Annotated in this window: 25 protein-coding genes; 12 read left to right on the top strand and 13 right to left on the bottom strand. The window is 58.4% G+C overall.

Annotated elements, in window-relative coordinates; all coding sequences use genetic code 11:
• Positions 1-3 precede the first annotated feature (3 nt).
• Both ACIQYF_RS15675 and ACIQYF_RS15670 read left to right on the top strand, forming a co-directional pair.
• Positions 4-717, top strand: coding sequence for a DUF3108 domain-containing protein (locus ACIQYF_RS15675; protein WP_402863436.1), 714 nt, complete (start codon positions 4-6; stop codon positions 715-717).
• A gap of 330 nt (positions 718-1,047) precedes the next feature.
• Positions 1,048-1,233: a hypothetical protein gene (locus ACIQYF_RS15670; protein WP_402863433.1), complete on the top strand. Its 186-nt coding sequence runs from the start codon at positions 1,048-1,050 to the stop codon at positions 1,231-1,233.
• A 92-nt stretch (positions 1,234-1,325) separates the two neighbouring features.
• Here the strand turns inward: ACIQYF_RS15670 and ACIQYF_RS15665 are convergent, their stop codons facing one another.
• The 7 genes from ACIQYF_RS15665 to ACIQYF_RS15635 all read right to left on the bottom strand — a co-directional run bounded on the left by ACIQYF_RS15665 (position 1,326) and on the right by ACIQYF_RS15635 (position 9,826).
• On the bottom strand, positions 1,326-1,871 hold the full coding sequence (locus ACIQYF_RS15665) for a DUF2058 domain-containing protein (protein ID WP_016779855.1): 546 nt from the start codon (positions 1,869-1,871) through the stop codon (positions 1,326-1,328).
• Between the two features lie 22 nt (positions 1,872-1,893).
• Positions 1,894-2,727 (bottom strand): nucleoside triphosphate pyrophosphohydrolase, encoded by an 834-nt coding sequence (mazG, locus tag ACIQYF_RS15660; protein ID WP_402863429.1) that lies wholly within the window; start codon positions 2,725-2,727, stop codon positions 1,894-1,896.
• 138 nt (positions 2,728-2,865) lie between these two features.
• Positions 2,866-5,121 (bottom strand): GTP diphosphokinase, encoded by a 2,256-nt coding sequence (gene relA / locus ACIQYF_RS15655; RefSeq protein WP_402863426.1) that lies wholly within the window; start codon positions 5,119-5,121, stop codon positions 2,866-2,868.
• Positions 5,122-5,240: 119 nt separating this feature from the next.
• Positions 5,241-6,593 carry a 23S rRNA (uracil(1939)-C(5))-methyltransferase RlmD gene (gene rlmD, locus ACIQYF_RS15650; protein WP_402863423.1) on the bottom strand — a complete coding sequence of 451 codons (1,353 nt, stop codon included), beginning with the start codon at positions 6,591-6,593 and terminating at the stop codon, positions 5,241-5,243.
• Complete coding sequence (cysM, locus tag ACIQYF_RS15645) at positions 6,593-7,495, bottom strand: cysteine synthase CysM (protein WP_402863655.1); 903 nt, start codon at positions 7,493-7,495, stop codon at positions 6,593-6,595. The genes rlmD and cysM overlap by 1 nt, the downstream gene beginning before the upstream one ends.
• A gap of 251 nt (positions 7,496-7,746) precedes the next feature.
• Positions 7,747-9,108, bottom strand: a complete 1,362-nt coding sequence (locus ACIQYF_RS15640; RefSeq protein ID WP_402863420.1) for a histidine kinase sensor domain-containing protein — start codon at positions 9,106-9,108, stop codon at positions 7,747-7,749.
• The gene (locus tag ACIQYF_RS15635; RefSeq protein WP_402863417.1) at positions 9,098-9,826 is read right to left on the bottom strand and encodes a response regulator transcription factor; all 729 of its coding nucleotides are present in this window, start codon (positions 9,824-9,826) and stop codon (positions 9,098-9,100) included. The genes ACIQYF_RS15640 and ACIQYF_RS15635 overlap by 11 nt, the downstream gene beginning before the upstream one ends.
• Positions 9,827-10,041: 215 nt before the next feature.
• On the opposite strand from ACIQYF_RS15635, the gene ACIQYF_RS15630 reads away from it, so the two are divergent.
• From ACIQYF_RS15630 to ACIQYF_RS15615, 4 genes are all read left to right on the top strand, one after another.
• Positions 10,042-12,807, top strand: coding sequence for a response regulator (locus tag ACIQYF_RS15630; RefSeq protein WP_402863414.1), 2,766 nt, complete (start codon positions 10,042-10,044; stop codon positions 12,805-12,807).
• Between the two features lie 65 nt (positions 12,808-12,872).
• On the top strand, positions 12,873-13,862 hold the full coding sequence (locus tag ACIQYF_RS15625) for a 2-hydroxyacid dehydrogenase (RefSeq protein ID WP_402863411.1): 990 nt from the start codon (positions 12,873-12,875) through the stop codon (positions 13,860-13,862).
• Between the two features lie 95 nt (positions 13,863-13,957).
• Positions 13,958-14,395: a hypothetical protein gene (locus ACIQYF_RS15620; protein WP_402863408.1), complete on the top strand. Its 438-nt coding sequence runs from the start codon at positions 13,958-13,960 to the stop codon at positions 14,393-14,395.
• Positions 14,392-14,796 carry an META domain-containing protein gene (locus tag ACIQYF_RS15615; RefSeq protein ID WP_402863405.1) on the top strand — a complete coding sequence of 135 codons (405 nt, stop codon included), beginning with the start codon at positions 14,392-14,394 and terminating at the stop codon, positions 14,794-14,796. Before ACIQYF_RS15620 ends, ACIQYF_RS15615 begins: the two co-directional genes overlap by 4 nt.
• Positions 14,797-14,922: 126 nt before the next feature.
• On the opposite strand, the gene ACIQYF_RS15610 is transcribed toward ACIQYF_RS15615, so the two are convergent.
• Complete coding sequence (locus tag ACIQYF_RS15610; protein WP_402863402.1) at positions 14,923-15,384, bottom strand: TlpA disulfide reductase family protein; 462 nt, start codon at positions 15,382-15,384, stop codon at positions 14,923-14,925.
• A gap of 114 nt (positions 15,385-15,498) precedes the next feature.
• On the opposite strand from ACIQYF_RS15610, the gene arsC reads away from it, so the two are divergent.
• The 3 genes from arsC to ACIQYF_RS15595 are packed head-to-tail and all read left to right on the top strand — an operon-like array spanning position 15,499 to position 16,854.
• Positions 15,499-15,852 (top strand): arsenate reductase (glutaredoxin), encoded by a 354-nt coding sequence (gene arsC / locus ACIQYF_RS15605; RefSeq protein ID WP_402863399.1) that lies wholly within the window; start codon positions 15,499-15,501, stop codon positions 15,850-15,852.
• Positions 15,849-16,454: an NAD(P)H:quinone oxidoreductase gene (wrbA, locus tag ACIQYF_RS15600; RefSeq protein ID WP_402863396.1), complete on the top strand. Its 606-nt coding sequence runs from the start codon at positions 15,849-15,851 to the stop codon at positions 16,452-16,454. Before arsC ends, wrbA begins: the two co-directional genes overlap by 4 nt.
• On the top strand, positions 16,447-16,854 hold the full coding sequence (locus ACIQYF_RS15595) for a DUF2069 domain-containing protein (protein ID WP_402863393.1): 408 nt from the start codon (positions 16,447-16,449) through the stop codon (positions 16,852-16,854). Before wrbA ends, ACIQYF_RS15595 begins: the two co-directional genes overlap by 8 nt.
• Positions 16,855-16,900: 46 nt before the next feature.
• Here ACIQYF_RS15595 and ACIQYF_RS15590 read toward each other — a convergent pair whose 3' ends face one another.
• Together ACIQYF_RS15590 and ttcA are read right to left on the bottom strand one after the other, a co-directional pair.
• A complete protein-coding gene (locus tag ACIQYF_RS15590; protein WP_402863390.1) occupies positions 16,901-17,572 on the bottom strand; it encodes a DNA-3-methyladenine glycosylase I in 672 nt (223 codons plus the stop codon).
• 18 nt (positions 17,573-17,590) lie between these two features.
• Entirely contained in the window at positions 17,591-18,415 is an 825-nt protein-coding gene (gene ttcA / locus ACIQYF_RS15585) for a tRNA 2-thiocytidine(32) synthetase TtcA (RefSeq protein WP_402863387.1), read from the bottom strand.
• Between the two features lie 263 nt (positions 18,416-18,678).
• On the opposite strand from ttcA, the gene ACIQYF_RS15580 reads away from it, so the two are divergent.
• Positions 18,679-19,281, top strand: coding sequence for a Yip1 family protein (locus ACIQYF_RS15580; protein WP_402863384.1), 603 nt, complete (start codon positions 18,679-18,681; stop codon positions 19,279-19,281).
• A 189-nt stretch (positions 19,282-19,470) separates the two neighbouring features.
• Complete coding sequence (locus tag ACIQYF_RS15575) at positions 19,471-19,965, top strand: SprT family zinc-dependent metalloprotease (protein ID WP_402863381.1); 495 nt, start codon at positions 19,471-19,473, stop codon at positions 19,963-19,965.
• A gap of 48 nt (positions 19,966-20,013) precedes the next feature.
• Here the strand turns inward: ACIQYF_RS15575 and ACIQYF_RS15570 are convergent, their stop codons facing one another.
• From ACIQYF_RS15570 to ACIQYF_RS15560, 3 genes are all read right to left on the bottom strand, one after another.
• The gene (locus tag ACIQYF_RS15570) at positions 20,014-21,351 is read right to left on the bottom strand and encodes a dicarboxylate/amino acid:cation symporter (RefSeq protein ID WP_402863378.1); all 1,338 of its coding nucleotides are present in this window, start codon (positions 21,349-21,351) and stop codon (positions 20,014-20,016) included.
• A gap of 406 nt (positions 21,352-21,757) precedes the next feature.
• Positions 21,758-23,104 (bottom strand): ATP-binding protein, encoded by a 1,347-nt coding sequence (locus ACIQYF_RS15565; RefSeq protein ID WP_402863375.1) that lies wholly within the window; start codon positions 23,102-23,104, stop codon positions 21,758-21,760.
• Positions 23,101-23,778: a response regulator gene (locus ACIQYF_RS15560; RefSeq protein WP_402863372.1), complete on the bottom strand. Its 678-nt coding sequence runs from the start codon at positions 23,776-23,778 to the stop codon at positions 23,101-23,103. The genes ACIQYF_RS15565 and ACIQYF_RS15560 overlap by 4 nt, the downstream gene beginning before the upstream one ends.
• Positions 23,779-23,922: 144 nt before the next feature.
• On the opposite strand from ACIQYF_RS15560, the gene ACIQYF_RS15555 reads away from it, so the two are divergent.
• Positions 23,923-24,666 (top strand): 4'-phosphopantetheinyl transferase, encoded by a 744-nt coding sequence (locus ACIQYF_RS15555; protein WP_402863369.1) that lies wholly within the window; start codon positions 23,923-23,925, stop codon positions 24,664-24,666.

The raw sequence follows: 24,666 nt of genomic DNA, 5'->3' as shown, positions 1-24,666 counted from the left end.
ATTATGCGTCGTGCCCTGCTCCTCGCCCTCAGCCTGCTGGCTATTCCAGCAGTGCAAGCGGCAGAACTTAAACCTTTCCAGGCCAGCTACACCGCTGACTGGAAACAGTTACCCATGAGCGGCTCTGCCGAGCGCAGTCTGACCAAAGACGCCAACAACGTCTGGACCTTGAGTTTCAAGGCCTCGATGATGATCGCCAGCCTCACGGAATCCAGCACCTTCACCGTCAAGAACGACAGCCTGATCCCAACCACCTACACCTTCGAGCGTGGCGGTCTGGGCAAGACCAAAAAGATTAGTCTGGACTTCGACTGGGCGGCCAACATGGTCACCGGCCTCGAAAACAAAACCCCGGTCAAGGTTCCGCTGCTCAGTGGCATGCTCGACAAGTCGACTTACCAGTTGGCCCTGCAGCGTGATGTCGCTGCCGGCAAAAAAAGCATGAGTTACCAGGTAGTGGAGGGAGAAGACGTAGACACGTATGACTTCCGCGTCCTTGGCAGCGATAAAGTCCAGACCAAAGCCGGCACGATTGACGCCATCAAGGTTGAACGCGTGCGCGACCCGACACAAAACAAACGCACCACCATTATGTGGTTCGCCAAGGACTGGAATTATCTGCTGGTCGCCTTGCAGCAGGTCGAAACTGACGGCAAGGAATACAACATCATGCTGCAAGACGGCACGGTGGACGGCAAAACGGTCAAGGGCAACTGAGGCCGCTACACGCCTTAAGCTGCAAGCTTCAAGATAAACCTCGCTTCGGCGGGGTTTTTTGGTTTTTGGGTTCGCGCGCAATTATCCCCTGTAGAAAGCTCGCTGCGCAGGAGCGATTGAGTGATCTACACGGCCTTGAACATGAAAGATTTGTCATAAAACTATCGGCAAAACACGTAAACACCACGCCGTTAAAGGGCTGTAGAGTTTTGCGGTTTTTAACAACATGACAGCGCTGCAAAAAGCTATTTACTTAGGAGGCTAACAAATTCTATAAAGAAGTCCTGCGACGTCTTGCCGCAGGCCCTTATCAGAATTTGGAGCAAGCAGATGACTATCAAAGTAACTGAACGCGACGATTCACGTATGTTCCATCAGCTTGTCGCTCACGGCGTGCACCTGTGGGATGTTCACCAGGAAGACGTATTGGTTGGCATGTTCCACCGCGAGAGCGACGCTCATAACTATAAAGCTGAGCTGGAAAAGCTTGAAGCGCAGAAAAAAAACCACGCCTGAGTCACTGAAACTACTGTCTTGAAAAACACAAACCCCGCCGAAGCGGGGTTTGTTTTGTCCGGTTTACAGGCTGGCTGCACCCAACTACCCGGTTACCACATCAGGTCGTCAGGGATCTGATACGCCGCGTACGGATCGTCTTCTTCTGGTGTCTTCGGCTCTACCAGAATGTTGAGCTGGACGATCCGGCGCGGATCGCGCTCCTGGATCTTCAGCGCCGCCTCACGCGGGATCACTTCGTAGCCGCCCTGATGCTGCACAATCGCCAGCGAGCCATTGGCCAGCTTGTTACGCATCAAGGTGTTGACCGACAGGCGCTTAACCTTTTTGTCGTCAACAAAGTTGTAGTAATCCTCGGTGTTCAGCTTGGGCAGACGCGACACTTCGATCAATTGCTTGATCTGCGCAGCACGAGCCTTTTGCTCGACCTTTTCCTGTTGCTGACGATTCAATTCCTGGTCGCGCTTGACCTTCTCGGCCTTGGCTTCTGCGGCCAGGCGCTGTTGAGTATCGTCCAGCTCGATCTGGCCTTTGTGGGCCAAACGCTGCTGCTTTTGCTTTTCTTTGCCTGCCTGTTTGGCCTGCTTCTCGTTGACCAGTCCGGCTTTGAGCAACTGGTCGCGTAGGGAAATGCTCATCTACTTACTCACTTAGGCAAACTCAGCCGCAGCTGGGTACATTCTTTTCCTGGCGCTTGGCTTCGCCCCACAGAGCGTCCAGGTCTTCAAGGGTGCAATCTTCTATGGGACGCAGGGTATCGCGCAATGCCTGCTCGATAAACCGGAAACGTCGGTCAAATTTAGCATTCGCGCTGCGCAAAGCAGTTTCCGGGTCAACTTTTAGATGCCGCGCCAGATTGACCACCGAAAACAGCAGGTCGCCAATCTCATCGTGGATCGCGGCCGTATCGTCTTCAGCCATGGCCTGGAGCACTTCATCCAGCTCTTCACGCACCTTGTCCAGCACAGGCAAGGCCGCTGGCCAGTCAAAACCGACCTGCGCCGCACGCTTTTGCAACTTGGCCGCACGGGACAAGGCAGGCAGCGCCACCGGCACGTCATCGAGCAACGACAACTGCTGCGGCGAGTCAGATTTTTCTGCGCGCTCCTCAGCCTTGATTTGGTCCCAGCGCTCCTTGACCTGCTCTTCGCTCAGGCGCGGTACATCCAGCGGTGCATACAGATCGCCGGTCGGAAAAACATGGGGATGGCGACGAATCAACTTGCGGGTAATGCAGTCGATCACCCCGGCAAATTCAAAGCGTCCTTCCTCGCGGGCCAGTTGGCTGTAATACACCACCTGAAACAGTAAATCCCCGAGCTCACCCTGCAGATGCTCAAAGTCGCTGCGCTCAATGGCGTCAGCCACTTCATAGGCTTCTTCCAGGGTGTAAGGGACGAGGGTAGCGTAGGTTTGTTTGATGTCCCACGGGCAGCCAAATTGCGGGTCACGCAGGCGGGCCATGAGATTGAGAAGGTCGTCGAGGGTGTACATCAATAGTCCTTGTACAAAACCCTGTAGTCGCTGCCGCAGGTTGCGATGGGTTGCGTAGCGACCCTGCTTTACAAAGCGAAGGTCCTTCGGCCCTTATCGCAGCCTGCGACAGCGACTGCACGGGTTGGCGCTGTTTGGCTAACGCGGCTCGCTACGCCCGATACGGCGGGTTTCGATGATGTTTGGCAGTTGCGAGATTCGCCCCAGCAAACGCCCCAATGCATCCAACCCCGGAATCTCGATGGTCAGGGTCATCAGCGCCGTGTTGTTCTCTTTGTTCGAGCGGGTGTTGACCGCCAAAACATTGATGCGCTCGTTAAGCAGCACTTGCGACACGTCGCGCAGCAGGCCAGAACGATCGTAGGCACGGATTTCAATGTCGACCGGGTACGTCGACACCGGGATCGGCCCCCAGTTGACCTGAATGATCCGCTCCGGCTCACGACTGCCCAGTTGCAGCACCGAGGCGCAGTCTTGACGGTGAATGCTCACGCCACGCCCTTGAGTGATGTACCCGACAATCGCATCGCCCGGCAGCGGCTGGCAGCAGCCAGCCATTTGGGTCAACAGGTTGCCCACGCCTTCGATCTGGATGTCGCCGCGCTTGCCCGGCTTATAGCCCGTGGCTTTACGCGGGATGAGCTCCATCTGTTCGCTGCCGCGTTCCGGCTCAACCAGTTGCTGCGCCAGATTGATCAGCTGTGCCAGGCGCAAGTCGCCGGCACCCAACGCCGCGTACATGTCCTCCGCGGTTTTCATGTTGGCTTTTTCGGCGAGTTTTTCGTAATCCACCGCTGGCAAGCCCAGACGGCCCAGCTCGCGCTCAAGCATGGTTTTACCGGCCGCGACGTTTTGATCGCGGGCCTGCAATTTAAACCAGTGAACAATCTTTGCCCGCGCCCGCGACGTGGTGACATACCCCAGGTTCGAGTTCAGCCAGTCGCGGCTCGGCGTGCCGTGCTTGCTGGTGATGATCTCGACCTGCTCGCCGGTTTGCAGGCTGTAGTTGAGCGGCACAATGCGCCCGTTGATCTTGGCGCCTCGGCAGTTATGGCCAATTTCGGTGTGAACCCGGTAGGCGAAGTCCAGCGGAGTCGCGCCCTTTGGCAAGTCGATGGCATGCCCGTCGGGCGTAAAGATGTACACCCGATCCGGCTCGATATCGACCCGCAACTGATCGGCCAGACCGCCGATGTCGCCCAGTTCTTCGTGCCATTCCAGCACCTGACGCAACCACGAGATTTTCTCTTCGTACTGGTTGGACCCGGCCTTGACGTCGGTGCCCTTGTAACGCCAGTGCGCGCACACACCCAACTCCGCCTCTTCGTGCATGGCGTGGGTGCGAATCTGCACTTCCAGCACCTTGCCTTCAGGCCCGATCACCGCCGTGTGCAACGAGCGATAGCCGTTCTCTTTAGGGTTGGCGATGTAGTCGTCGAACTCTTTGGGAATGTGTCGCCACAACGTGTGAACGATCCCCAGCGCGGTGTAGCAATCGCGCATTTCCGGCACCAGCACTCGCACCGCACGCACGTCATAGATCTGGCTGAAAGCCAGGCCCTTGCGCTGCATTTTGCGCCAGATCGAATAGATGTGTTTGGCCCGGCCGCTGATGTCAGCGTCAACCACCCCGGTGGCTTCAAGCTCGGTGCGCAACTGGTTCATCACGTCGCTGATAAAGCGCTCGCGATCAAGGCGGCGCTCATGCAGCAACGTGGCAATCTGTTTGTACTGCTCAGGTTCGAGGTAGCGGAAGGACAAGTCCTCCAGCTCCCATTTGATATGGCCAATGCCCAGGCGGTGCGCCAGCGGCGCATAAATATCGAATACCTCGCGCGCAACGCGAATGCGCTTTTCGTCCGAGGCACTTTTGACTTCACGGATTGCGCAGGTACGTTCAGCCAGTTTGATCAGTGCTACGCGCACGTCATCAACCATCGCCACGAGCATTTTGCGCAGGTTTTCGACCTGGCCCTGAGAGCCCATGACCATGGATTGACGAGGGCTAAGACTGGCGCTGATAGCCGCCATGCGCAGCACGCCATCAATCAGCTTGGCCACGACCGGGCCAAAGCGCTGGCTGACCGCCGGCAGCAGGATCTGCCCTTCGCGCACGCCGCGATACAAAATTGCAGCGACCAGAGAATCCTGGTCCAGCTTGAGATCAGCCAGGATTTCAGCGATTTCCAACCCGGTTCGAAAGCTCGACGCGCCCTCCGACCACAGGTTTTTCGCGGCATTGGCTTGCTGTTCGGCCTCACGTGCAAACTCACACGCTTCTTTCAAGGCTTCACGGTCCAGCGCCACATCGACACTCACCGCATGATCAAGCCATGCCTCGAGGTTGAGACTGCCGTCGGTGTTGATCGGCTGGTGTGCTCTGACCTGTACCATCTTGCTTACCTTCCCTACAGCGCACGTTTAATACGCTGATATCACCGACCCGAATCCCAACCGCACGCCCCTGGGTAAAGCAGCGTACGGTTGCGGGCCCGTCGAAATAGACAGACGTCCTAGTCTGCTTCAAATAACGCCATCGCCTCGACATGCGCGGTTTGCGGGAACATATCGAGGATTCCGGCACGTTTTAACCGATACCCCTGTTTCATCAACTCAACCGTGTCGCGGGCCAACGTGGCCGGGTTGCACGACACATACACCACACGCTTGGCCCCAAGGCCCGACAACTTGCGCACCACCTCATACGCCCCGTCACGCGGCGGGTCGAGGAGCACGGCGGCAAAGCCCTGCCTGGCCCATGTTGCATCCACCAAAGGCTGCGACAGGTCGGCCTGAAAAAACGCTGCATTATGCAGCTTGTTACTGGCCGCGTTTTGCGCGGCACGTTCGACCATCGTCGCAACCCCTTCGACGGCCACCACTTCGCGCACCTGACGCGCCAACGGCAATGCGAAATTACCCAGCCCACAGAACAAGTCAAGAACCCGTTCGTCGGCCTGTGGCGCCAGCCAGTCCAGCGCTTGCGCAACCATGGCTTCGTTGACCCCGGCGTTGACCTGAACAAAGTCACCCGGCCGGTACGCCAACTCCAGATCCCATTTCTCTAAACGGTAGCCCAAGGTCTGGCTCAAATCGACCGGTTGTGGCTCGCCGTCTCCATGTAGCCACAATTGGGTATGATGGGTGGCGCAAAAATTCTGTAAAACCTGCAGATCGGCTTCGCTCAGCGGCGCCATATGGCGCAGCAACACCGCTATCGCCGAGCCGCTGAACAACTCGACATGCCCAAGGGCTTTCGGATTGCTCAACTGACGCAACATGGCCGGCAACCCACTCATGATAGGTTGCAAAGCCTGTACCAGTACCAAACAGTGGTCGATGGCGACGATGTCCTGACTGCCTGCGGCCCGAAAACCGACATCCAGTCGCTTGGCCCGCGCATCCCAACGCACCGCAATGCGGGCACGGCGGCGGTAGCCAAATTCAGGTCCGGTCAACGGCTGCGCCCATTCTTCAGGCTCGACGCCAGCAACACGGTTCAACTGCTCGCTGAGCATGCGCTGTTTCAGTGCAAGTTGCTCGTTATGGGGCAGATGCTGAACGCTGCAACCCCCACATTTTCCGGCATGCACACACGGCGCAACGCGACGAATATCGTTGGCCTTGAACACGCGTTCGGTGCGCGCTTCGACGACTTTGCCATGCGCACCCAAAACCCGAGCTTCGACCTCTTCACCGGCCAAAGCCCCCGATACAAACCAGGTACGGCCTTCAACAAAGGCAATACCACGGCCGTCGTTGGCCAGACGTTCGAGGGTCAAACGCTGTTTTTTGCCGGTAGGCACTGGCGTGGCCTTGGTCCCGCCAGTGGGCTGAAAACGCAGGCCTCTCTCTTGCTTAGCCATCAGTTGGGCGCATCGTAAAGGCCGGTCGACAAGTAACGGTCGCCACGGTCACAAATGATGCCGACGATCACGGCGTTCTCGACTTCTTGCGACAAACGCAACATCGCTGCCACCGCACCGCCCGAAGACACACCGCAGAAAATGCCTTCTTCGCGAGCCAGTCGACGCATGGTGTCTTCGGCTTCGCGCTGGGCCATGTCGACAATCCGGTCAACCCGACTGGCTTGATAGATTTTCGGCAGGTATTCGGTCGGCCAGCGACGAATACCCGGAATCGCGGCGCCTTCCATTGGTTGCAACCCAATGATCTGCACGTTGGGGTTTTGCTCTTTGAGGTAACGCGAGACCCCCATGATGGTACCCGTGGTGCCCATCGAGCTGACGAAGTGGGTGATCGTGCCTTGGGTCTGACGCCAGAGTTCCGGGCCGGTGCTGGTGTAATGCGCCTCTGGGTTATCACCATTGGCGAACTGATCGAGCACCTTGCCGCGGCCTTCGGCCTGCATCCTGTCGGCCAGGTCGCGGGCGCCTTCCATCCCTTCTTCCTGACTGACCAGAATCAGCTCGGCACCATACGCGGTCATGGCCGCCTTGCGCTCGGCACTGGAGTTGTCGGGCATGATCAGGATCATCTTGTAGCCCTTGATCGCGGCAGCCATGGCCAGCGCAATCCCGGTATTACCCGAGGTGGCCTCAATCAGAGTATCGCCCGCCTGGATCTGCCCACGCGTTTCAGCGCGGGTAATCATCGACAGTGCAGGACGATCCTTGACCGAGCCCGCCGGGTTGTTCCCTTCGAGCTTGAGCAACAAGGTGTTAGACGTGTTTCCAGCCAGGCGCTGCAAGCGCACCAGCGGAGTGTTGCCGATGCAATCGGCGATAGTGGGGTACTGCAAGGTCATGGCGTATTCGCAATCCAGACTGCGGGGTCGCACATCATACCGGCAAACGCTCAGAGCCCATATCACGCAAAGTGCGAAGCTTATGGCTAAAGGCTATAAGGCGCGCATCCCATGGTCGCGGCCCAGGGAGGAAGGCTGCGATCGATTGCGAAGCGATGGTAAAGCTCAATACCCACTTCACCTGATACACCGCAGTGCCTGAACTTACGACTGCCAGGCAGCCAATCGCAGCCTTCGTCCCTCGGCAGCGACTACAGAGCGGCACGCGCCGGCATCCGCAGATGCACGCGCAACCCTTGTCCGGTGTTTTCGGCCCACAAGCTGCCACCCTGCAAGCGCAAGGCGTTGCGGGCGATACTCAAACCCAGACCAAAGCCACCATCCCCAGGCCGCGAGCCGTCCAGGCGAATAAACGGGGCGAACATTCGTTCCAACTCTTCAGGGGCAACGCCTGCACCCTGATCATCGAGCCATAAGTGCCACTCGTCGCCTTCACGTTGGCCGTTGAGGCTGACGATGCCATCCACCGGAGAATGACGAATGGCATTGCGCAAAATATTTTCCAGCGCCTGAGCCAGGCTATTGAGATGGCCTTTTACCCAGCAACTGGCGTCGACCCGGCACGGCAGCCGCGATTCTGGCCAGTGACTTTCAAAACGCGCATTTTCAGTGAGCATCTCCCACAGCGCCGGAATCTGGATGTCTTCGACCGGCAACGGCCCCCGCTCGGCATCCAGCCAGGCCAGTTGCAAGGTGTCTTCGACGAGCCGCTGCATGCCATCAACCTCTCGACTCAGCCGTTCGCGCAGGGCTTCGAGCCCTTGCTCGCTGTCGCATGCCACCCGCAGGCGGCTCAAAGGCGTACGCAGTTCGTGGGACAAGTCGCGCAGCATTTGCTGTTGCTGGCTGACCGTGCCTTGCAAACGCTCGGACATCTGATCGAACGCACGGCCCAAATCACCCAACTCGTCTTGTCGGCTGGTGGTCTGGCTCGACAGCCGCGTGCCCAGTTGATCAGCGCGCCAGGCATTGGCCTGTTCACGCAAGTGGTTCAGCGGCACGATCAACAGCCGGTACAAGCCCACGCACAAGAGCAACGTAAACAGCCCAGGGATCACACCATTAATAAGAATGCGCCACACCCATTGAGAACGGCCCGGCATATAACGCTGGGGCAGTTCGATAACCAGGTAACCCGCGGAAGGGTCTTTGGGAAACGGCACCTTGATCCACGGCCGCACCGCATTGATGTGGCTGATAGGCCAATCCAGCCCGCGCAGAAAAGTCAGCCGCTGGGTTTCGGAGCCATTGAGGGGGTAGCTGCTCAGCGCCTGCAGGTCTTGGCCAACCACTGCGACCCAAGCGCTTTCGACCTGGCCAAAGGCCTGCAACCACTGATCGACGCCCGTTTGCTGGCCTTGGTTCCAGGCCTGCTCCGCTTCACCGGCATAGCGTATCAATGTGCTTTTAGCCTCTTCGGTTAAAAAGCCCGTGCGCTTGTCCATGTAGCGGCCCCAGGACCAACTGAGCCAGATCATCAGCAAACAGAAGGCCACCAGCAGACACGCCAGTTTCCAGAACACCGACTGCTTGCCCGGGACTCTAGAGCGCATCGCTGGCGCTCAAGACATAACCTTTGCCCCATACCGTGCGCACTTCCCGCTCAAGATAGCCAATAGCCTTGAGCTTGCGGCGTATCTGGCTGATGTGCATGTCCAGGCTGCGGTCATGGGCCGCATAACCGCGCTGCAACACCTGTTGATAAAGAAAGGCTTTGCTCAGCACTTCGTCGGCGTTGCGTTGCAACGTGTCGAGCAATCGGAATTCACTGCGGGTGAGCCCCGCCCATTGCTGGCCATAGCGCACATCCGCTGTGACTTCGTCCAGAAACAGTGCATTCTGGGCCTGCACCGGGTCGGGTTGCAGGCTGAGCCGAGGCATACGGTCCAGCGCTACCCGGCGCAAGATGGCCTGAATACGCACCCGCAACTCAGCCATGCTGAACGGCTTGGGCAGGTAGTCATCAGCGCCCAGTTGAAAACCGCTGATACGGTCGGCCTCAGCCCCCAGAGCCGACATCAAAATGACGGGCAGCGCATGGGTCTGACGCAATTGTGTGAGCACCTGCAAGCCATTCATGCCCGGCAGCAAAATATCCATCAGCACCACATCAAACGGCTCATTCCGGGCGCGGCTCAACCCATCCTTGCCGTTTTGACACCACACGACCTCAAACCCGAAGCGCCCCAGTTGCTCATGCAAATAGGCCCCCAGGATGGGATCGTCTTCGATGGCCAAAAGGCGCGAGGGTTGAACAACTACGGGATTCATTAGCGTCTGCAAGTCATTCTCAATCGTCGATTATTCAAGATTGAGCCCGCGCGAGCAACCGGCACAGACTTTGCAAAACTTGATTAAGCGCACTGCGCACTGCGTTAAGGGCAAATATTCAAAGATTTGCACGACCTCAACTGGCTACACTGCGACCTGACCTGCGCGAAATATAGGCTCAGGACACTTTCGACAATGCTGGGCTGGAGAGTTGCGTGCTGACAAATTTGGGTATTAAAGGCCGCGTATTGCTGCTCACATTGCTACCCGTCACCTTGATGGCGATGGTATTGGGCGGCTACTTCACGTGGCTGCAGCAATCGGAGTTGCAAGCGCAACTGTTGCAGCGTGGCGAGATGATTGCCGAGCAGCTTGCCCCTCTGGTCGCCCCGGCCATGGGCCGCAAAGACACCCAACTACTGGAACGCATCGCTTCTGAGTCCCTTGATCAGCAAGATGTACGGGCGGTGGCATTTCTGGATGCCAACCACGTTCCCATTGCACATGCCGGCCCCACCATGCTCAATCAGGCCCCGCTGGGTAACAGCACCCAGTTGCTGCAACGCACTGACAACGATGCCACGCGCTACTTGCTCCCAGTGTTTGGCCGTCATCGCAACCTGGCTGGAGAGGTGATCCCCAACGAAGCTCATCGTCTGCTGGGTTGGGTCGAGCTGGAACTGTCGCACAACAACATGCTATTGCGCGGCTATCGCAGCCTGTTTGCCAGCCTGCTGCTGATTGTCACCGGTCTGGTCTGCACCACCCTGCTGGCGTTACGCATGAGCCGCACGATCAATGCACCGCTGGACCAAATCAAGCATGCCGTGTCGCAACTCAAAGACGGCCAGTTGCAAACCCGTTTGCCGCCGCTGGGCAGTCGTGAGCTGGATGAATTGGCCTCAGGCATCAACCGCATGGCCGAAACCCTGCAAAATGCCCAGGAAGAACTGCAACACAGCGTCGACCAAGCCACCGAAGATGTGCGCCAGAATCTTGAAACCATCGAAATCCAGAACCTGGAGCTCGACCTGGCGCGCAAGGAAGCCCTGGAAGCCAGCCGTATCAAGTCCGAGTTCCTGGCCAATATGAGCCACGAGATCCGCACCCCGCTCAATGGCATCCTGGGTTTTACCCACTTGCTGCAAAAAAGCGAGCTGACGCCCCGCCAGTTCGATTACCTGCACACCATCGAAAAGTCAGCCGACAACTTGCTCGGCATCATCAACGAAATTCTCGACTTCTCGAAAATTGAAGCTGGCAAACTGGTGCTCGACAGCACGCCCTTCAACCTGCGCGATCTGTTGCAAGACACCCTGACTATCCTGGCGCCCTCCGCGCACGAAAAAGGCCTGGAGCTGGTGAGTCTGGTGTACCGCGACACGCCGTTGTCATTGATCGGCGACCCGCTGCGACTCAAGCAAATCCTCACCAACCTGGTCAACAACGCGATCAAGTTCACCCGCGAAGGCACGATTGTGGTGCGGGCCATGCTTGAGGATGACGACGACAATAAAACCGACGGGGGCGTGCAACTGCGCATCAGCGTGCAGGACACCGGCATTGGCCTGACCAGCCAGGATGTCCGGGCGTTGTTCCAGGCGTTCAGCCAGGCCGACAACTCGCTGTCACGCCAGCCCGGCGGAACCGGATTGGGGCTGGTGATTTCCAAGCGCCTGGTCGAACAAATGGGCGGCGAGATCGGGGTCGAAAGCGTGCCCGGTGAAGGCTCGGTGTTCTGGATCAGCGTCAACCTGCCCAAAGCCCAAAACGATATCGAAGACTTGCCCCTGACACAGTTGCTCGGTCATCACGTGGCCTTGCTGGAAAAACACGACCTGGCGCGCCAGGCCCTGTTGCATCAACTCGAAGACTGCGGGCTGAGCGTTACCCCGTTCCTGACCCTGGAAAACCTCACCAATGGCGTGACCAGCGCCCATCAGACCGAACATGCCATTGATCTGGCAGTGCTGGGTGTCACGGCCAACGACATACCGCCCGAGCGCCTCAACCAGCACATCTGGGACCTCGAACACCTGGGGTGCAAAGTCTTGGTGCTGTGCCCGACCACCGAGCAGGTGCTGTTCAATACCTCAGTGCCCAACCCCCACAACCAGCTTCAGTCCAAGCCCGCCTGCACCCGCAAATTGCGCCGGGCACTGGTTGACCTGATCAACCCGCAGCAAGCCCGCGTCGAACCCGGCGAGATACTGGCCAGCCGTGCGCCGCGTATTTTGTGTGTCGATGACAACCCGGCCAACCTGTTGCTGGTGCAAACCCTGCTCGAAGACATGGGCGCCAAAGTCCTCGCGGTCGACAGCGGGTATGCGGCCGTTGACGCGTTCAAGGCCGAAGCGTTCGATCTGGTGCTGATGGACGTGCAAATGCCCGGCATGGATGGCCGCGAAACCACCGAAGTGCTGCGCCAGTGGGAGCACGAACGCCAATCCTCGCCGATGCCGATTGTGGCCCTCACCGCCCATGCAATGGCCAACGAAAAGCGTGCCCTGCTGCAAAGCGGCATGGACGACTACCTGACCAAACCCATCAGTGAGCGCCAACTCGCACAAGTGGTGTTGAAGTGGACCGGCCTGGCCTTGCGCAACCAAACCAACGACAGCCAGCCGGAACCCTTGAGGCAGGCGCCCAAACTGGCCGTGCTGGATGCCGACGAAGGCTTGCGCCTGGCGGCGGGCAAAGCCGACTTGGCCGCCGACATGCTGGCCATGTTACTGGCTTCGCTGGAGGCCGATCGCCTGTTGATTCTCGAAGCGCGAAACGCCAAGGACAACGCCCTGCTGATCGAGCGCGTACACCGCTTGCACGGGGCGACCCGTTACTGCGGCGTGCCGCAATTGCGCGCCGCCTGCCAACGCAGCGAAACCCTGCTTAAACAAGACAACCCGCAAGCTGAAGCCGCCCTCGACGAACTGGACCTTGCCATCATCCGCCTGGCCGAGGAAGCACGCAGCATGGCCTGACGCATACTCGCGCCTGCAAAAGCCTTAGAGGCAACCTTTTAAAGCCACACACCAAGGAAGAACAGATGCGCACCATTCTTTTCAGCAGCCAGACCTACGACCGCGACAGTTTTATCGCTGCACCGCAGCCCGACGATCTTGAGCTGCACTTTCAACCTGCGCGCCTGAGCATCGACACCGCCGCCCTGGCCCACGCTCACGAAGTGGTTTGCCCGTTTATCAACGACGACTTGAGCGCCCCGGTACTCGAACAACTGGCCGCAGGCGGCACCCGCCTGATTGCCCTGCGCTCGGCGGGCTATAACCACATTGACCTGCCCGCCGCCAAACGCCTGGGCTTGAGCGTGGTGCGGGTGCCCGCGTACTCACCGCACGCCGTCGCCGAACACGCCGTGGCCTTGATTCTGGCGCTGAACCGCCGCCTGCACCGCGCCTACAACCGCACCCGTGAAGGCGACTTCACGCTGCACGGGTTGACCGGATTTGATCTGGTGGGCAAAACCGTGGGCGTCGTCGGTACCGGCCAGATCGGCGCAACCTTTGGCAAGATCATGGCTGGATTCGGCTGCAAGTTGCTGTGTTTTGATCCCTACCCAAACGCCGAGCTGCTGGCCTTGGGTGCGCAGTACGTGAGCCTGCCAGCGTTACTGGCCAACTCACACATCATCAGCCTGCATTGCCCGCTGACGGCCGACAACAAACACCTGATCAATAGCCAGTCGCTGGCCACCTTGCAGCACGGCGCCATGCTGATCAACACCGGACGCGGTGCGCTGGTCAACACACCGGCACTGATCGAAGCACTCAAAAGCGGGCAATTGGGGTATCTGGGGCTGGATGTCTACGAAGAAGAAGCGCAGCTGTTCTTTGAGGACCGCTCCGACTTGCCCTTGCAAGACGATGTGCTGGCGCGCCTGCTGACCTTCCCTAACGTGATCATCACCGCTCACCAGGCGTTCCTGACCCGCGAGGCGTTGAGTGCAATTGCCAGCACCACGCTGAACAACATCGCCGCCTGGCGTGAAGGCACGCCACAAAACCTGATCGAAGGCTAGCGTGCGCAGGGTCTGTTCCCGTTTCATTGCCGCCGCGACGCGGGTTGCAATGAAACGGGAACAGACCCTAGCATAGCGGCCTATTTGGAGGACCCATGGTCGAACACGATTTTCGCTATAACCTGCTAAGCCCGCAGCACACCCTGATTGAGTGCCGCGCCCTCGTACCCGGCCGCTACCAAGTCACCGGCAACGGTGGCTCGATCCAGAACAATGACGTACTGATTGTGACCCTCAAAGGCAGCAAGGATTTGTCCATGCGCCTGACCGTCGAAAAAGTCCGTCACCTGATCAACCCGCGCGGTCAGTGGGTGGCTGTCGCCAGCGGTCCGGTATTCGGCGAACTGGCTATTCACCAATGGCAAGTCAATTGCGACGCGTGCGCCAAAGAACTGAAATTCGAGTTCGCGGTCGACGCCAAGCTGGGCACCAAAGCGCAAAAGCCAGCGGCCAGTGCGCGTATTGCCGAACTGGGCTGGAGCACGGAAGGCGCCAAGCATCTGTGTCCACACTGCCAAAAGGCCGCGCTATGAAACGCCCCTTCCTGTTAGCGTTGCTCGGCGCCAGCCTGGCAGGTTGCGCAGGGAACTCACCGCAGTTGCAGCACAACCACACCTACGTGGTGGAGTGGATTGGCGAACGCCCCTTGATGGACGACAGCCACCTGACCGTGACCTTCGACGATGCAGGTCGGGCCTACGGCAATGGCGGCTGTAACCATTGGTTCGCCCCCTACACCCTGGAAGGCGACAAGCTGACCTTCGGTGGTGTGGGCAGCACCCGCAAAGCCTGCGCCCCGGCGCTGATGGAGCAAGAGCAACGGTTCTTCAAAGCCTTGCAGACCGTAGAGCGCTGGGACATTTCACCGATCGAGCAAGTGCGTTTTTGGCCTGCCGAAGGTCTGCCGTTGCGGCTGTGGCCTGAAGACCGCTAACACACAAAACGTGTAGCCGCTGTCGCAGGCTGCGATAAGAGCCGCAGGAACTTCGATCTTTCTAAAGCGCGACGCCTGCGGATTCGATCGCAGCCTGCGGCAGCGGCTACAGGCAACCTGACGCCCTTAACCCTTCAATTCCTTGATCTTGGCCAACACCCCGGCCGCCGTCTGTTCGCCCAGCATCTGGGCCCGCACCTTGCCCTTGTCATCAACGATGTAGGTCACCGGCAACGCTTCACTGCGCGGCAGGTCAAAGATTTCCGCAGGGTCCTGCGCCAGCACGGTAAACGTGATGCCCAGCGCGGCGCTCGCATCGCTCAGTTCCTTGCCCTGCAAGCCATCAAAATTGACCCCGAACACACCGACCGATTGCCCCTGCAATTGGCTTTCCAATGCATTGAGCTCCGGGATTTCAACTCGGCACGGCCCGCACCACTCGGCCCAGTAGTTGATGACCTTCCATTGCTTGTCCAGACGTTCGGACGCGACCTTCTCTCCATGTTGATCGACCCCGTAATCATTGCCACAACCGGTCAGCAGTAACGTGGCGGCGACGGCAGCTACCGCCATAAGTCGCTTGAACATGCATTGATCCTTATCGGTAAAGACATTAACAGGCGGCCAATGAGCGCACAGGGTTCAGGCGCGCCTGCGAGGTGAGTAGAATAGCCGCCTCCTTACGCAAGAAGCGACCCGCTCATGACCGATCTGACGCTTTATCACAATCCGCGCTGCTCGAAATCACGCGGTGCGCTCGAACTGCTCCAGGCCCGCGGCCTTGCACCGACGATCGTGCGCTACCTCGACACCCCATTGGACGCCGCACAGTTGCACGATCTGCTGGGCAAGCTGCACATCAGCGCCCGCCAACTGCTGCGCACCGGCGAAGACGCCTATACAACCCTGAACCTGGCCGACGCCAGCCTCAGCGATGAACAATTGATCGCTGCCATGGCCGCTCACCCCAAGCTGATCGAACGACCGATTTTGGTCGCTGGCGACAACGCTGTCATCGGCCGCCCGCCGGAAAAAGTGCTGGAGATCCTGCCATGAGCACACCCTACATTCTGGTGCTGTATTACAGCCGCAACGGCTCCACCCGTGACATGGCCCGGCACATTGCGCGCGGTATTGAGCAAACTGGCCTGGAAGCACGTCTGCGTACCGTCCCGTCTATCTCGACCGAATGCGAAGCCGTGGCACCAAGCATTCCGGCAGAAGGTGCAACGTATGCCAGCCTGGACGACCTTAAAAACTGCGCAGGCCTGGCCTTAGGCAGCCCTACCCGTTTCGGCAACATGGCCGCGCCGCTTAAATACTTTCTGGATGGCACCAGCAATCTGTGGCTGACCGGTGCCCTGGTGGGTAAGCCGGCAGGCGTGTTCACCTCCACCGCCAGCCTGCATGGTGGCCAGGAAACCACCCTGCTGTCGATGATGATGCCCTTGCTGCACCACGGCATGCTGATCACCGGCCTGCCTTATAGCGAATCGGGCCTGCTCAACACCCGCGGTGGCGGCACGCCTTATGGGCCCAGCCATCACGCCGGGCCAGACGGCAAGCGCAAGCTTGATGAACACGAAATCGCCTTGTGCCGTGCGCTGGGGCAACGCTTGGCCACAACCGCACTGAAGCTGGAGAGCAACCGTGGCTAAAAAGCCCAAAGTGCTGCCGTCAATCGAGTGGCTGGCGCCACGCGTTCGGCTGATGCGGGTCTTGAGCCTGGTGTGTTTTTTCGGCCTTATCGGCTTACTCAGCGCCTATTACCTGATGTTTGCCGACCTGCACGGCGCACGCCCGTGGGTGATCTTGCTGATCGAACTGGTGCCGCTGCTGATTCTGCTGCCCGGTATGCTTAAAGGCAGCGCGCGCGGGCACTCGTTCACCTGCTACGTGGTCAATTTGTACTTGATCAAAGGTGCGCTGGCCGCCTTCGATTCGAATCGCCACGTATTCGGCCTGCTGGAAATAGCCGCCAGCGTAGCGGTGTTCATCAGCGCGATGTTGTTTGTGCGCTGGCGCTACCAGTTGGATCGCCGGTTGGCGGGAGAATGATGTGCAGGCTGCGCCTTTGAAAAAAACGCAGCCTGCAGGCGCGGTTTTAGTGATTGACCGTAAATGCCAGCATCTGTGACAGCTGGCACATCGGCCGACCGCTTTCAGCGTGCCATTGGTTGAAAGCGTTTTGCACAATCGCCAGATCCCGCAGGCTGGTCGGGGCCTTGTCCACCAGCTTCTGCGCGTTCAGCGCTGCCACCACGTCATAGCTCGGCACAAAAGTATCCTTGCCGACCATGCGCAAAAAGCGCGGTGCCGACAACCCGCCCAACTGGTGGCCGTGCTTGGCCAGATACTTCCACAATCCGACAATGTCGGTCACCGGCCAATCGGCGATGAATGCGCCAAAGCTGCCGTGTTCGTGAGCAATATCCAATACCATCTGCGCGTTGCGCGGCACGCTTTTGAGCTTGCCCAAGTGGCGAATGATCCGCGCATCCTGCATCAGCCGCTCCAGATGCTCCGCGCCCATCAGCACCACTTTTTCAGGGTCGAAGCCAAAGAACAGTTGCTCAAATACCGGCCATTTGGCATCCACCACGCTGTGCTTGAGCCCGGCACGAAACACTCGCAACGCCAGGGTCGACAAATAACGGTCATCCGGGATCTGACGCAGTTGCGCCGAGGTGTAGGGAACGGGCAACTCGGCTTCCAGCGCGGCTGACGAACCAAAACGATTCAAACAATATTCGTGCAGCCATTTGTAGTCGCGCATGCCCTCTCCTCGTGGAAGTTACAAATTCAGCAGATTGACGAAACGCGGCGTGGCGCTTTCATCGATTTTCAGGCTGGCAAAGTCAAACAGATTACGATCAGCCAATTGCGACGGGTTTACGTGTTGCAGGCTGCGGAAGATACTCTCGGTGCGCCCCGGCGTCTTGCGGTCCCACTCTTGCAACATGTCTTTGACCACCTGGCGTTGCAGGTTTTCCTGCGAGCCGCAGAGGTTGCACGGAATAATCGGGAACTGCTGCAAGTCCGAGTACGCCTGGATGTCCTTCTCGTTGCAATACGCCAGTGGGCGGATCACCACGTTGCGCCCGTCATCGGAACGCAGCTTGGGCGGCATGGCCTTGAGGGTGCCGTTGAAGAACATATTGAGGAAGAAGGTTTCGACGATGTCATCACGGTGATGCCCCAGAGCCATCTTGGTCGCACCAATTTCATCCGCGAAGGTATACAGCGTGCCACGGCGCAGGCGCGAGCACAGCGAGCAAGTGGTCTTGCCTTCCGGGATCAGTTCCTTGACCACCGAGTAGGTGTCTTTTTCGACGATGTGGTACTCCACACCCAGTGACTGGAGATAGGCCGGCAGCACGTCCTCGGGGAAGCCCGGCTGCTTCTGGTCCATGTTCACCGCCACGATTGAAAACTGGATGGGCGCGACCTTTTGCAGGTGCAGCAGTACATCCAGCAGCGTGTAACTGTCTTTGCCGCCCGACAGACATACCATCACTTTGTCGCCGTCCTCAATCATGTTGAAGTCAGCCACTGCCTCACCGGTCAATCGGCGCAGGCGTTTCTGGAGTTTAATTTGAGAGACCGAAAGAGTGCCCATAGCGCTTCAATTCCGCGAGTTAAGACCAAAAGCCTGCCATTTTACTTAAAAAATCTCGCACACAAACCCCCTGCGCGCCCCTAAAGACCCCAACGTTATAGGCGCTCAGCTAATAAGGAATTAGCGCGAAAGGTCTAAGGCGAAGGGCACAAGGCTTTCTATACTGAAGATAAGGCCGCATGCCTACACACTGGATCTGTCTTTCTGGCCGGGCGACCGCGAGCATCCCGCTCGGGTGATGCGTACCTACAGGAGCGAGCACCATGATCCATCATGTTGTAGGTCTGTTTACCCATCCCGACCAAGAGTGGCGTGAGATCCGTGTTGATGCTGAAGAAAGCGTCAGCCACATGTACCTCACCCATACCTTGATATTGGCCGCGATCCCGGTCATTTGCGCCTTTATTGGCACCACCCAGATCGGCTGGATAATTGGCGGCCGGGAGCCGGTCATGCTAACCGCAAACAGCGCGCTGTGGATGAGCTTGATGTCTTATCTGGTGATGCTGGGCGGGGTAGCGGTGATGGCGTCTTTCATTCACTGGATGGCCCGCACCTACGACGCACTGCCGAGCATGTCGCGCTGCGTAGCCTTTGCCACTTATACCGCCACACCGCTGTTTCTTGGCGGGCTGGCGGCGCTGTATCCAAATATGTGGCTGGCCATGCTGGTCGGTACTGCAGCCATTAGCTACACCGTTTATTTACTGTACGTGGGCTTACCGACGTTCATGAACATTGACCCGGATGAGGGTTTTCTGTTTTCAAGTTCGGTACTTGCGGTGGGCTTGGTGGTGCTGGTCGCGATCATGGCACTGAGCGTGATTATCTGGGGCCTGGGCATCGGCCCGGTCTACACCAACTGATAATCCGTATCGCCGCTGGCGCAGCCAGCGATAAGGGCCGAAGGACCTTCAATGCAGGTTCGCCAAGCGCCCCATCGCAGCCTTCGACAGCGGCTACAACGTCTCGTGTCTATTGACCGCTCAGCACCTTCTCGCTTCGGTAGTTCAGTCGCTTGCTGCATAATTGCGGCTTCTGGAGAACCGAACCGCATGCCCGAGTCACTCAACACCCGTGTCGAAGATTGTTTCAAACAGGCCGAAGTGTTTTTCAAACGGCCTTTCAAACGCCCGATGGTCAGTTTCAAGCTGCGCGGCCAAAAAGCCGGTGTCGCTCATTTGCATGAAAACCTGCTGCGCTTCAACCCGCAGTTGTACCGCGAAAACAGTGAAGACTTCCTCAAGCAAACCGTTCCCCACGAAGTCGCCCACCTGATTGCCCATCAATTGTTTGGTGACCGTATCGCGCCCCACGGCGAGGAATGGCAATTGATCATGCGCGGAGTCTACGAGCTGGCGCCCAATCGTTGCCACACCTACGCGATCAAGCGCCGAAGCGCCACGCGGTATATCTACCGCTGCCCATGCCCGGACAGCGACTTCCCCTTCTCGTCGCAACGCCACGGCCTGGTCAAGCAAGGCCGTCGCTATTTGTGCCGTCGATGTCGACAGACGCTGGTGTTCAGCGGCGAAACCCGAGTCGAATAAGGCCCATAAAAAAACCCATCCGAAGATGGGTTTTTTATAGGCTGAAACTTACTTCAGCAGTGCAGAAGGCGCCGGGCCTTCAGCAACATGCAAGTCATCTTCAGGACGAGTGTCGTCCAGCGGACGACCACCGGAGTTCAGTTCAACTTGCAGTTGGTCTTCGTCCAGCTCTTTCACCCACTTGGCAACCACCAGGGTGGCAACCGCGTTACCAATCAGGTTGGTCAGGGCGCGGGCTTCGGACATGAAGCGGTCGATACCCAGGATCAGCGCCAGACCGGCAACCGGCAAGTGGCCTACAGCCGACAAGGTGGCCGCCAGTACGATAAAGCCGCTACCGGTCACGCCAGCAGCACCTTTGGACGACAGCAACAGCACCAGCAACAGCGTGATCTGGTGGGTGATGTCCATGTGCGTGTCAGTCGCTTGGGCGATGAACACTGCCGCCATGGTCAGGTAGATCGAAGTCCCGTCGAGGTTGAACGAGTAGCCAGTCGGAATGACCAGGCCTACGACCGACTTCTTCGCACCCAGACGCTCCATCTTCACCAGCATGCGTGGCAGTGCCGATTCGGACGAAGAGGTGCCCAGTACGATCAGCAGTTCTTCACGGATGTAACGGATCAGTTTGATCACGCTGAAGCCGTGAGCGCGAGCGATGGCGCCCAGTACGATCAGAACGAACAGCACGCAAGTGATGTAGAAGCAGATCATCAACTGACCCAACTGCACCAGCGACCCTACGCCGTAGGCACCAATGGTGAACGCCATCGCGCCCAATGCGCCCAGTGGGGCCAGCTTCATGATCATGTTGATGATGTTGAACATCACGTGTGCAAAGCGATCAATGAAGTCCAGCACCGGCTTGCCGTAGGCACCCAGTCGATGCAGGGCGAAACCGAACAGCACCGAGAACATCAGCACTTGCAGAATGTCGCCATTGGCAAAGGCGCCAACGATGGTCGACGGGATCACGTTAAGGATGAAGCCCACGATGCTCTGGTCCGCACCGGCCGTCACGTAGGCCGCGACTTTAGAGGCGTCCAGGGTGGAAACGTCAATGTGCATGCCAGCGCCAGGCTGCACAACGTTGACCACAACCAGGCCAATCAGCAGGGCAATGGTCGACACAACTTCGAAGTAAAGCAACGCATAGCCACCGGTCTTACCGACCGATTTCATGCTCTGCATGCCGGCAATACCGCTCACCACCGTACAGAAAATAATGGGTGCGATGACCATTTTGATCAGCTTGATAAAGCCATCACCCAAAGGTTTGAGCGCAACCCCGGTTTGCGGGTAGAAGTGGCCCAGCAAAATACCGATAGCAATCGCTACGATTACTTGCAAATACAGGGATTTGTACAGTGGCTGACGAGTCGTCATTGCAAAGTTCCTCAAGTGCATCACTCCATCGTCATTCCATCTGAGACGGGTGATACCTAAAGCGCGAACCCTCCTGTACTCGGAGGAATTTGTTTTTTCGAGCTGCTCTAGCGGCAGACCTCTTGCAGCAGTCTTTGCAAGGCACGGGCCACATTGCACAAAGGCAGTGCAACAGCCCATCTCACCTGCGCCTGTAGGAATTTTTCTTAAGATTGAGTAGGACGGGATATGGCGGATTCCCGCCTTTTGGCGGAATTGGGAGGGGATGAAGTGGCGGATACCCGCCTTTTCGACGGATCCCTTGTGGTCACTTGTGGGAGCTGCCGAAGGCGGCGATCTTTTGATTGGCGCTGTTTGGAAGATCAAAAGATCGCAGCGTCCGGCAGCGCCTACTCAGAGGTACGGGTCACTCTGTGGCAAAGCGAATCCGAAACGCCGCACCGCCCAGCGCCGAATCCTCAAGGATCAATTGGGCGTCGTAACTCTCGATGATGTCCTTGACCACCGCCAAACCAATCCCCTGCCCAGGGTGCTGACGGTCCAGACGTTCGCCGCGCTGCAGAATGCGCGCTCGCTGATCGGGCGGCACCCCTGGGCCGTCGTCTTCCACGCACACTTCAATGCCGTGGGCATTGCGGTGCAAGCTGACCCGCACTTGCTTGAGGCACAGCCGATAAGCGTTTTCCAGCAAGTTGCCCAGTAACTCGAGCAATGCATTCTGCTCGATGGGGACATGGCTGAGCAGCGCAATGTCGTAGCTGACCTTGACCTCTTTATCGCGATACACCTTGTCCAACGTGTTGCACAGGCTTTCTACCACCGGCAGCAACTCCACCTGATGGCGCACCAGACCACTTTTGCGCAGGCTCGCACGTTGCAACTGGTAGCTGATTTGCTGGTTCATGCGCTCGATCTGGGTTTGCAGCACCCAGGCCTGCTCACGTTCTGTCGGGCGTTGCGCCATGCTCTCACTCACGCCCTGCAACACCGCCAGCGGCGTTTTCAAGCTGTGGGCCAGATCATCGAGGGAATCGCGGTAGCGCGAACGTTGTTCACGCTCGCTTTGCAGCAAACGGTTCAGCGAGCCGGTCAGACGCAGCAACTCTCGAGGGTGCTGCTCACTCAGACTCTCGCGTTCGCCGGTTTCGATTTCATCCAGTTCCTGACTTAAGCGCCGCAATGCTTTTAACCCCCACGTCAGACCAATCCACAACAACGCCAGCAGTACAAAAAGGGCTGCACCAAAACCTAAATAAAGGTTGTCACGCAATCCGGCGAGTGTCTGGTTGTATTCACGCATGGGCTGCAGCGCCACAAAACTAAACGCTGCGCTCTTGCCGCCCAGCAGTTTCACCTCAACGTCGTAGACGAAAAACTCTTGGCCGTTGTCTTCGCGGATGCTGGCAAATTCATTGCCCCGCCCGTCGTAACGCGGCTTGTAGTTGATGTTTTCTTCTTGCGTGGCCCTGGAGCGCCACACCAAACGTCCCTCACGGTCGTAGATGTAGCCAAGCAAGCGGCTGTCCGGCAGGTTCAACTGCTCATCCGGCAGCAGGGTCGGCATTTTGAGGTGATTTTTTTCCACCTTCGCCGCTGAGATCAGCGTCGTCACATCAGAAGCCAAACGCTGCTCAATGGCATCTTTGAGCGCAAGACTGAATGCACCCTGCATCGCCGGCAGCAGCGCGAGCATAAACAGGACGGCCAACAACGTGGCCGCCAACATCAAACGGATGCGAAGCGAACGTATCAACGACAGCGCTCGGTAAACAGGTACCCCAAACCGCGTACCGTATCGATTGGCTTAAAGCCGTTTGCCCCCTCCAGCTTGCGTCGCAGGCGCCCAACCAGCACCTCGATCACATTCGGATCACGCTCCTCGTCATCCGGGTACAACTGTTCCATCAGGCGGTCCTTGGCCACCACCTGCTGATGATGGCGCATCAGGTATTCGAGAATCCGGTACTCATAGGCGGTCAGTGCCAGAGGCTCCCCGTCAAGGACCGCTTGTTTGCGGTTGATATCGAGCACCAACGCACCTGCAACGATGGTCGACTGGGTAAAGCCGCTGGAACGGCGCAACAAGGCATTGAGCCGCGCTTCCAGTTCCTCAAATTGAAACGGCTTGACCACGTAGTCATCGGCACCGGCTGCCAGCCCTTCGACTTTGTCCTGCCAGTTGCCGCGCGCCGTGAGAATCAGGATCGGGAAGGTCTTGCCTCGCGCCCGCAATTGACGAATCAATTCCAGCCCGCCCATGCCCGGCAGGCCAAGGTCAATCATCGCCAGATCGTGATTAAACTGCTCGGTCTGGTACAACGCCTCGTCGGCATTGGCCACCGCCTCGACCACGTGGCCGCTTTCTGTCAGACGGGTTTGCAAGTGATGACGCAACAGCGCCTCATCTTCAACCACCAGCAATTTCATCGCGCTCTCCCAAGCCTATCGCGTCACGAAGGACGTGCGTCCCATCTCGTCATCTACCACTCTAGCCCTTACACAATAAGACGTAGGCCCTGAACACACTCTGAACAATTGCACAGCCCGGTGCAGCCCCGCAGAATGCACGCCATGAACAGATTTCCCGACTTACCCGCCTGCTGTACTGCGCTTCGCCAGGACTGGCCCTTGCCCATCGCGCTGCCAGGTTGCGTGTGGCGCAGCACCGAGTTCAACCCGGCGCATTTGGCCGCAGACGATTTTGCCCGCTGTGCAATAGACGCACCGACGAGTATTCAACGATCCGTGGCCAAACGCCAAGCCGAATTTTTGGCAGGTCGCCTGTGTGCACGCGATGCCCTGCTGCACCTTGATGGCACCCGTGCCACGCCGGGCATAGGCGAAGACCGCGCGCCGCTATGGCCCGCGCACGTCAGCGCCAGCATCACCCACAGCCAGGGCCGTGCAGCGGCCCTGGTGGCGCTCAAGCGTGACTGGCTGGGGCTGGGCATCGACCTGGAAAACCTGCTCAGCACCGAACGCGCCCAGCGTCTGGCCAAAGAAATCCTCACCCCAGCCGAACTGCAACGCATGGCCGCCGGGCCTGCGCAACATATCGCGCAGTTGGTGACGCTTACCTTTTCGGTTAAAGAAAGCCTGTTCAAAGCGCTGTTCCCCCTCGTTCAGCAGCGGTTCTACTTTGAACACGCCGAAGTCGTGAGCTGGACACCCGAAGGCCATGTGCGCCTGCGCCTGCTCACTGACTTGAGCGCAGACTGGCAGCATGGCCGTGAACTGGAGGCTCAATTTGGCCTGTATGAAGGGCAAATGCTGAGCGTGGTGGCGATCAGGGGGAATGCTCCCCCTGTCGCCTGA

It is taken from the genome of Pseudomonas sp. NPDC096917 (assembly GCF_044762555.1).
In the GTDB taxonomy this organism is placed as follows: Bacteria; Pseudomonadota; Gammaproteobacteria; order Pseudomonadales; family Pseudomonadaceae; genus Aquipseudomonas.
This window is presented reverse-complemented; position numbering and strand designations above follow the sequence as displayed.

Coding starts and splice junctions, on each gene's coding strand:
- ACIQYF_RS15675 (WP_402863436.1), top strand. CDS start 4: ATGCGTCGTGCCCTGCTCCTCGCCCTCAGCCTGCTGGCTATTCCAGCA.
- ACIQYF_RS15670 (WP_402863433.1), top strand. CDS start 1,048: ATGACTATCAAAGTAACTGAACGCGACGATTCACGTATGTTCCATCAG.
- ACIQYF_RS15665 (WP_016779855.1), bottom strand. CDS start 1,871: ATGAGCATTTCCCTACGCGACCAGTTGCTCAAAGCCGGACTGGTCAAC.
- mazG (WP_402863429.1), bottom strand. CDS start 2,727: ATGTACACCCTCGACGACCTTCTCAATCTCATGGCCCGCCTGCGTGAC.
- relA (WP_402863426.1), bottom strand. CDS start 5,121: ATGGTACAGGTCAGAGCACACCAGCCGATCAACACCGACGGCAGTCTC.
- rlmD (WP_402863423.1), bottom strand. CDS start 6,593: ATGGCTAAGCAAGAGAGAGGCCTGCGTTTTCAGCCCACTGGCGGGACC.
- cysM (WP_402863655.1), bottom strand. CDS start 7,495: ATGACCTTGCAGTACCCCACTATCGCCGATTGCATCGGCAACACTCCG.
- ACIQYF_RS15640 (WP_402863420.1), bottom strand. CDS start 9,108: ATGCGCTCTAGAGTCCCGGGCAAGCAGTCGGTGTTCTGGAAACTGGCG.
- ACIQYF_RS15635 (WP_402863417.1), bottom strand. CDS start 9,826: ATGAATCCCGTAGTTGTTCAACCCTCGCGCCTTTTGGCCATCGAAGAC.
- ACIQYF_RS15625 (WP_402863411.1), top strand. CDS start 12,873: ATGCGCACCATTCTTTTCAGCAGCCAGACCTACGACCGCGACAGTTTT.
- ACIQYF_RS15620 (WP_402863408.1), top strand. CDS start 13,958: ATGGTCGAACACGATTTTCGCTATAACCTGCTAAGCCCGCAGCACACC.
- ACIQYF_RS15615 (WP_402863405.1), top strand. CDS start 14,392: ATGAAACGCCCCTTCCTGTTAGCGTTGCTCGGCGCCAGCCTGGCAGGT.
- ACIQYF_RS15610 (WP_402863402.1), bottom strand. CDS start 15,384: ATGTTCAAGCGACTTATGGCGGTAGCTGCCGTCGCCGCCACGTTACTG.
- arsC (WP_402863399.1), top strand. CDS start 15,499: ATGACCGATCTGACGCTTTATCACAATCCGCGCTGCTCGAAATCACGC.
- wrbA (WP_402863396.1), top strand. CDS start 15,849: ATGAGCACACCCTACATTCTGGTGCTGTATTACAGCCGCAACGGCTCC.
- ACIQYF_RS15590 (WP_402863390.1), bottom strand. CDS start 17,572: ATGCGCGACTACAAATGGCTGCACGAATATTGTTTGAATCGTTTTGGT.
- ttcA (WP_402863387.1), bottom strand. CDS start 18,415: ATGGGCACTCTTTCGGTCTCTCAAATTAAACTCCAGAAACGCCTGCGC.
- ACIQYF_RS15580 (WP_402863384.1), top strand. CDS start 18,679: ATGATCCATCATGTTGTAGGTCTGTTTACCCATCCCGACCAAGAGTGG.
- ACIQYF_RS15575 (WP_402863381.1), top strand. CDS start 19,471: ATGCCCGAGTCACTCAACACCCGTGTCGAAGATTGTTTCAAACAGGCC.
- ACIQYF_RS15570 (WP_402863378.1), bottom strand. CDS start 21,351: ATGACGACTCGTCAGCCACTGTACAAATCCCTGTATTTGCAAGTAATC.
- ACIQYF_RS15560 (WP_402863372.1), bottom strand. CDS start 23,778: ATGAAATTGCTGGTGGTTGAAGATGAGGCGCTGTTGCGTCATCACTTG.
- ACIQYF_RS15555 (WP_402863369.1), top strand. CDS start 23,923: ATGAACAGATTTCCCGACTTACCCGCCTGCTGTACTGCGCTTCGCCAG.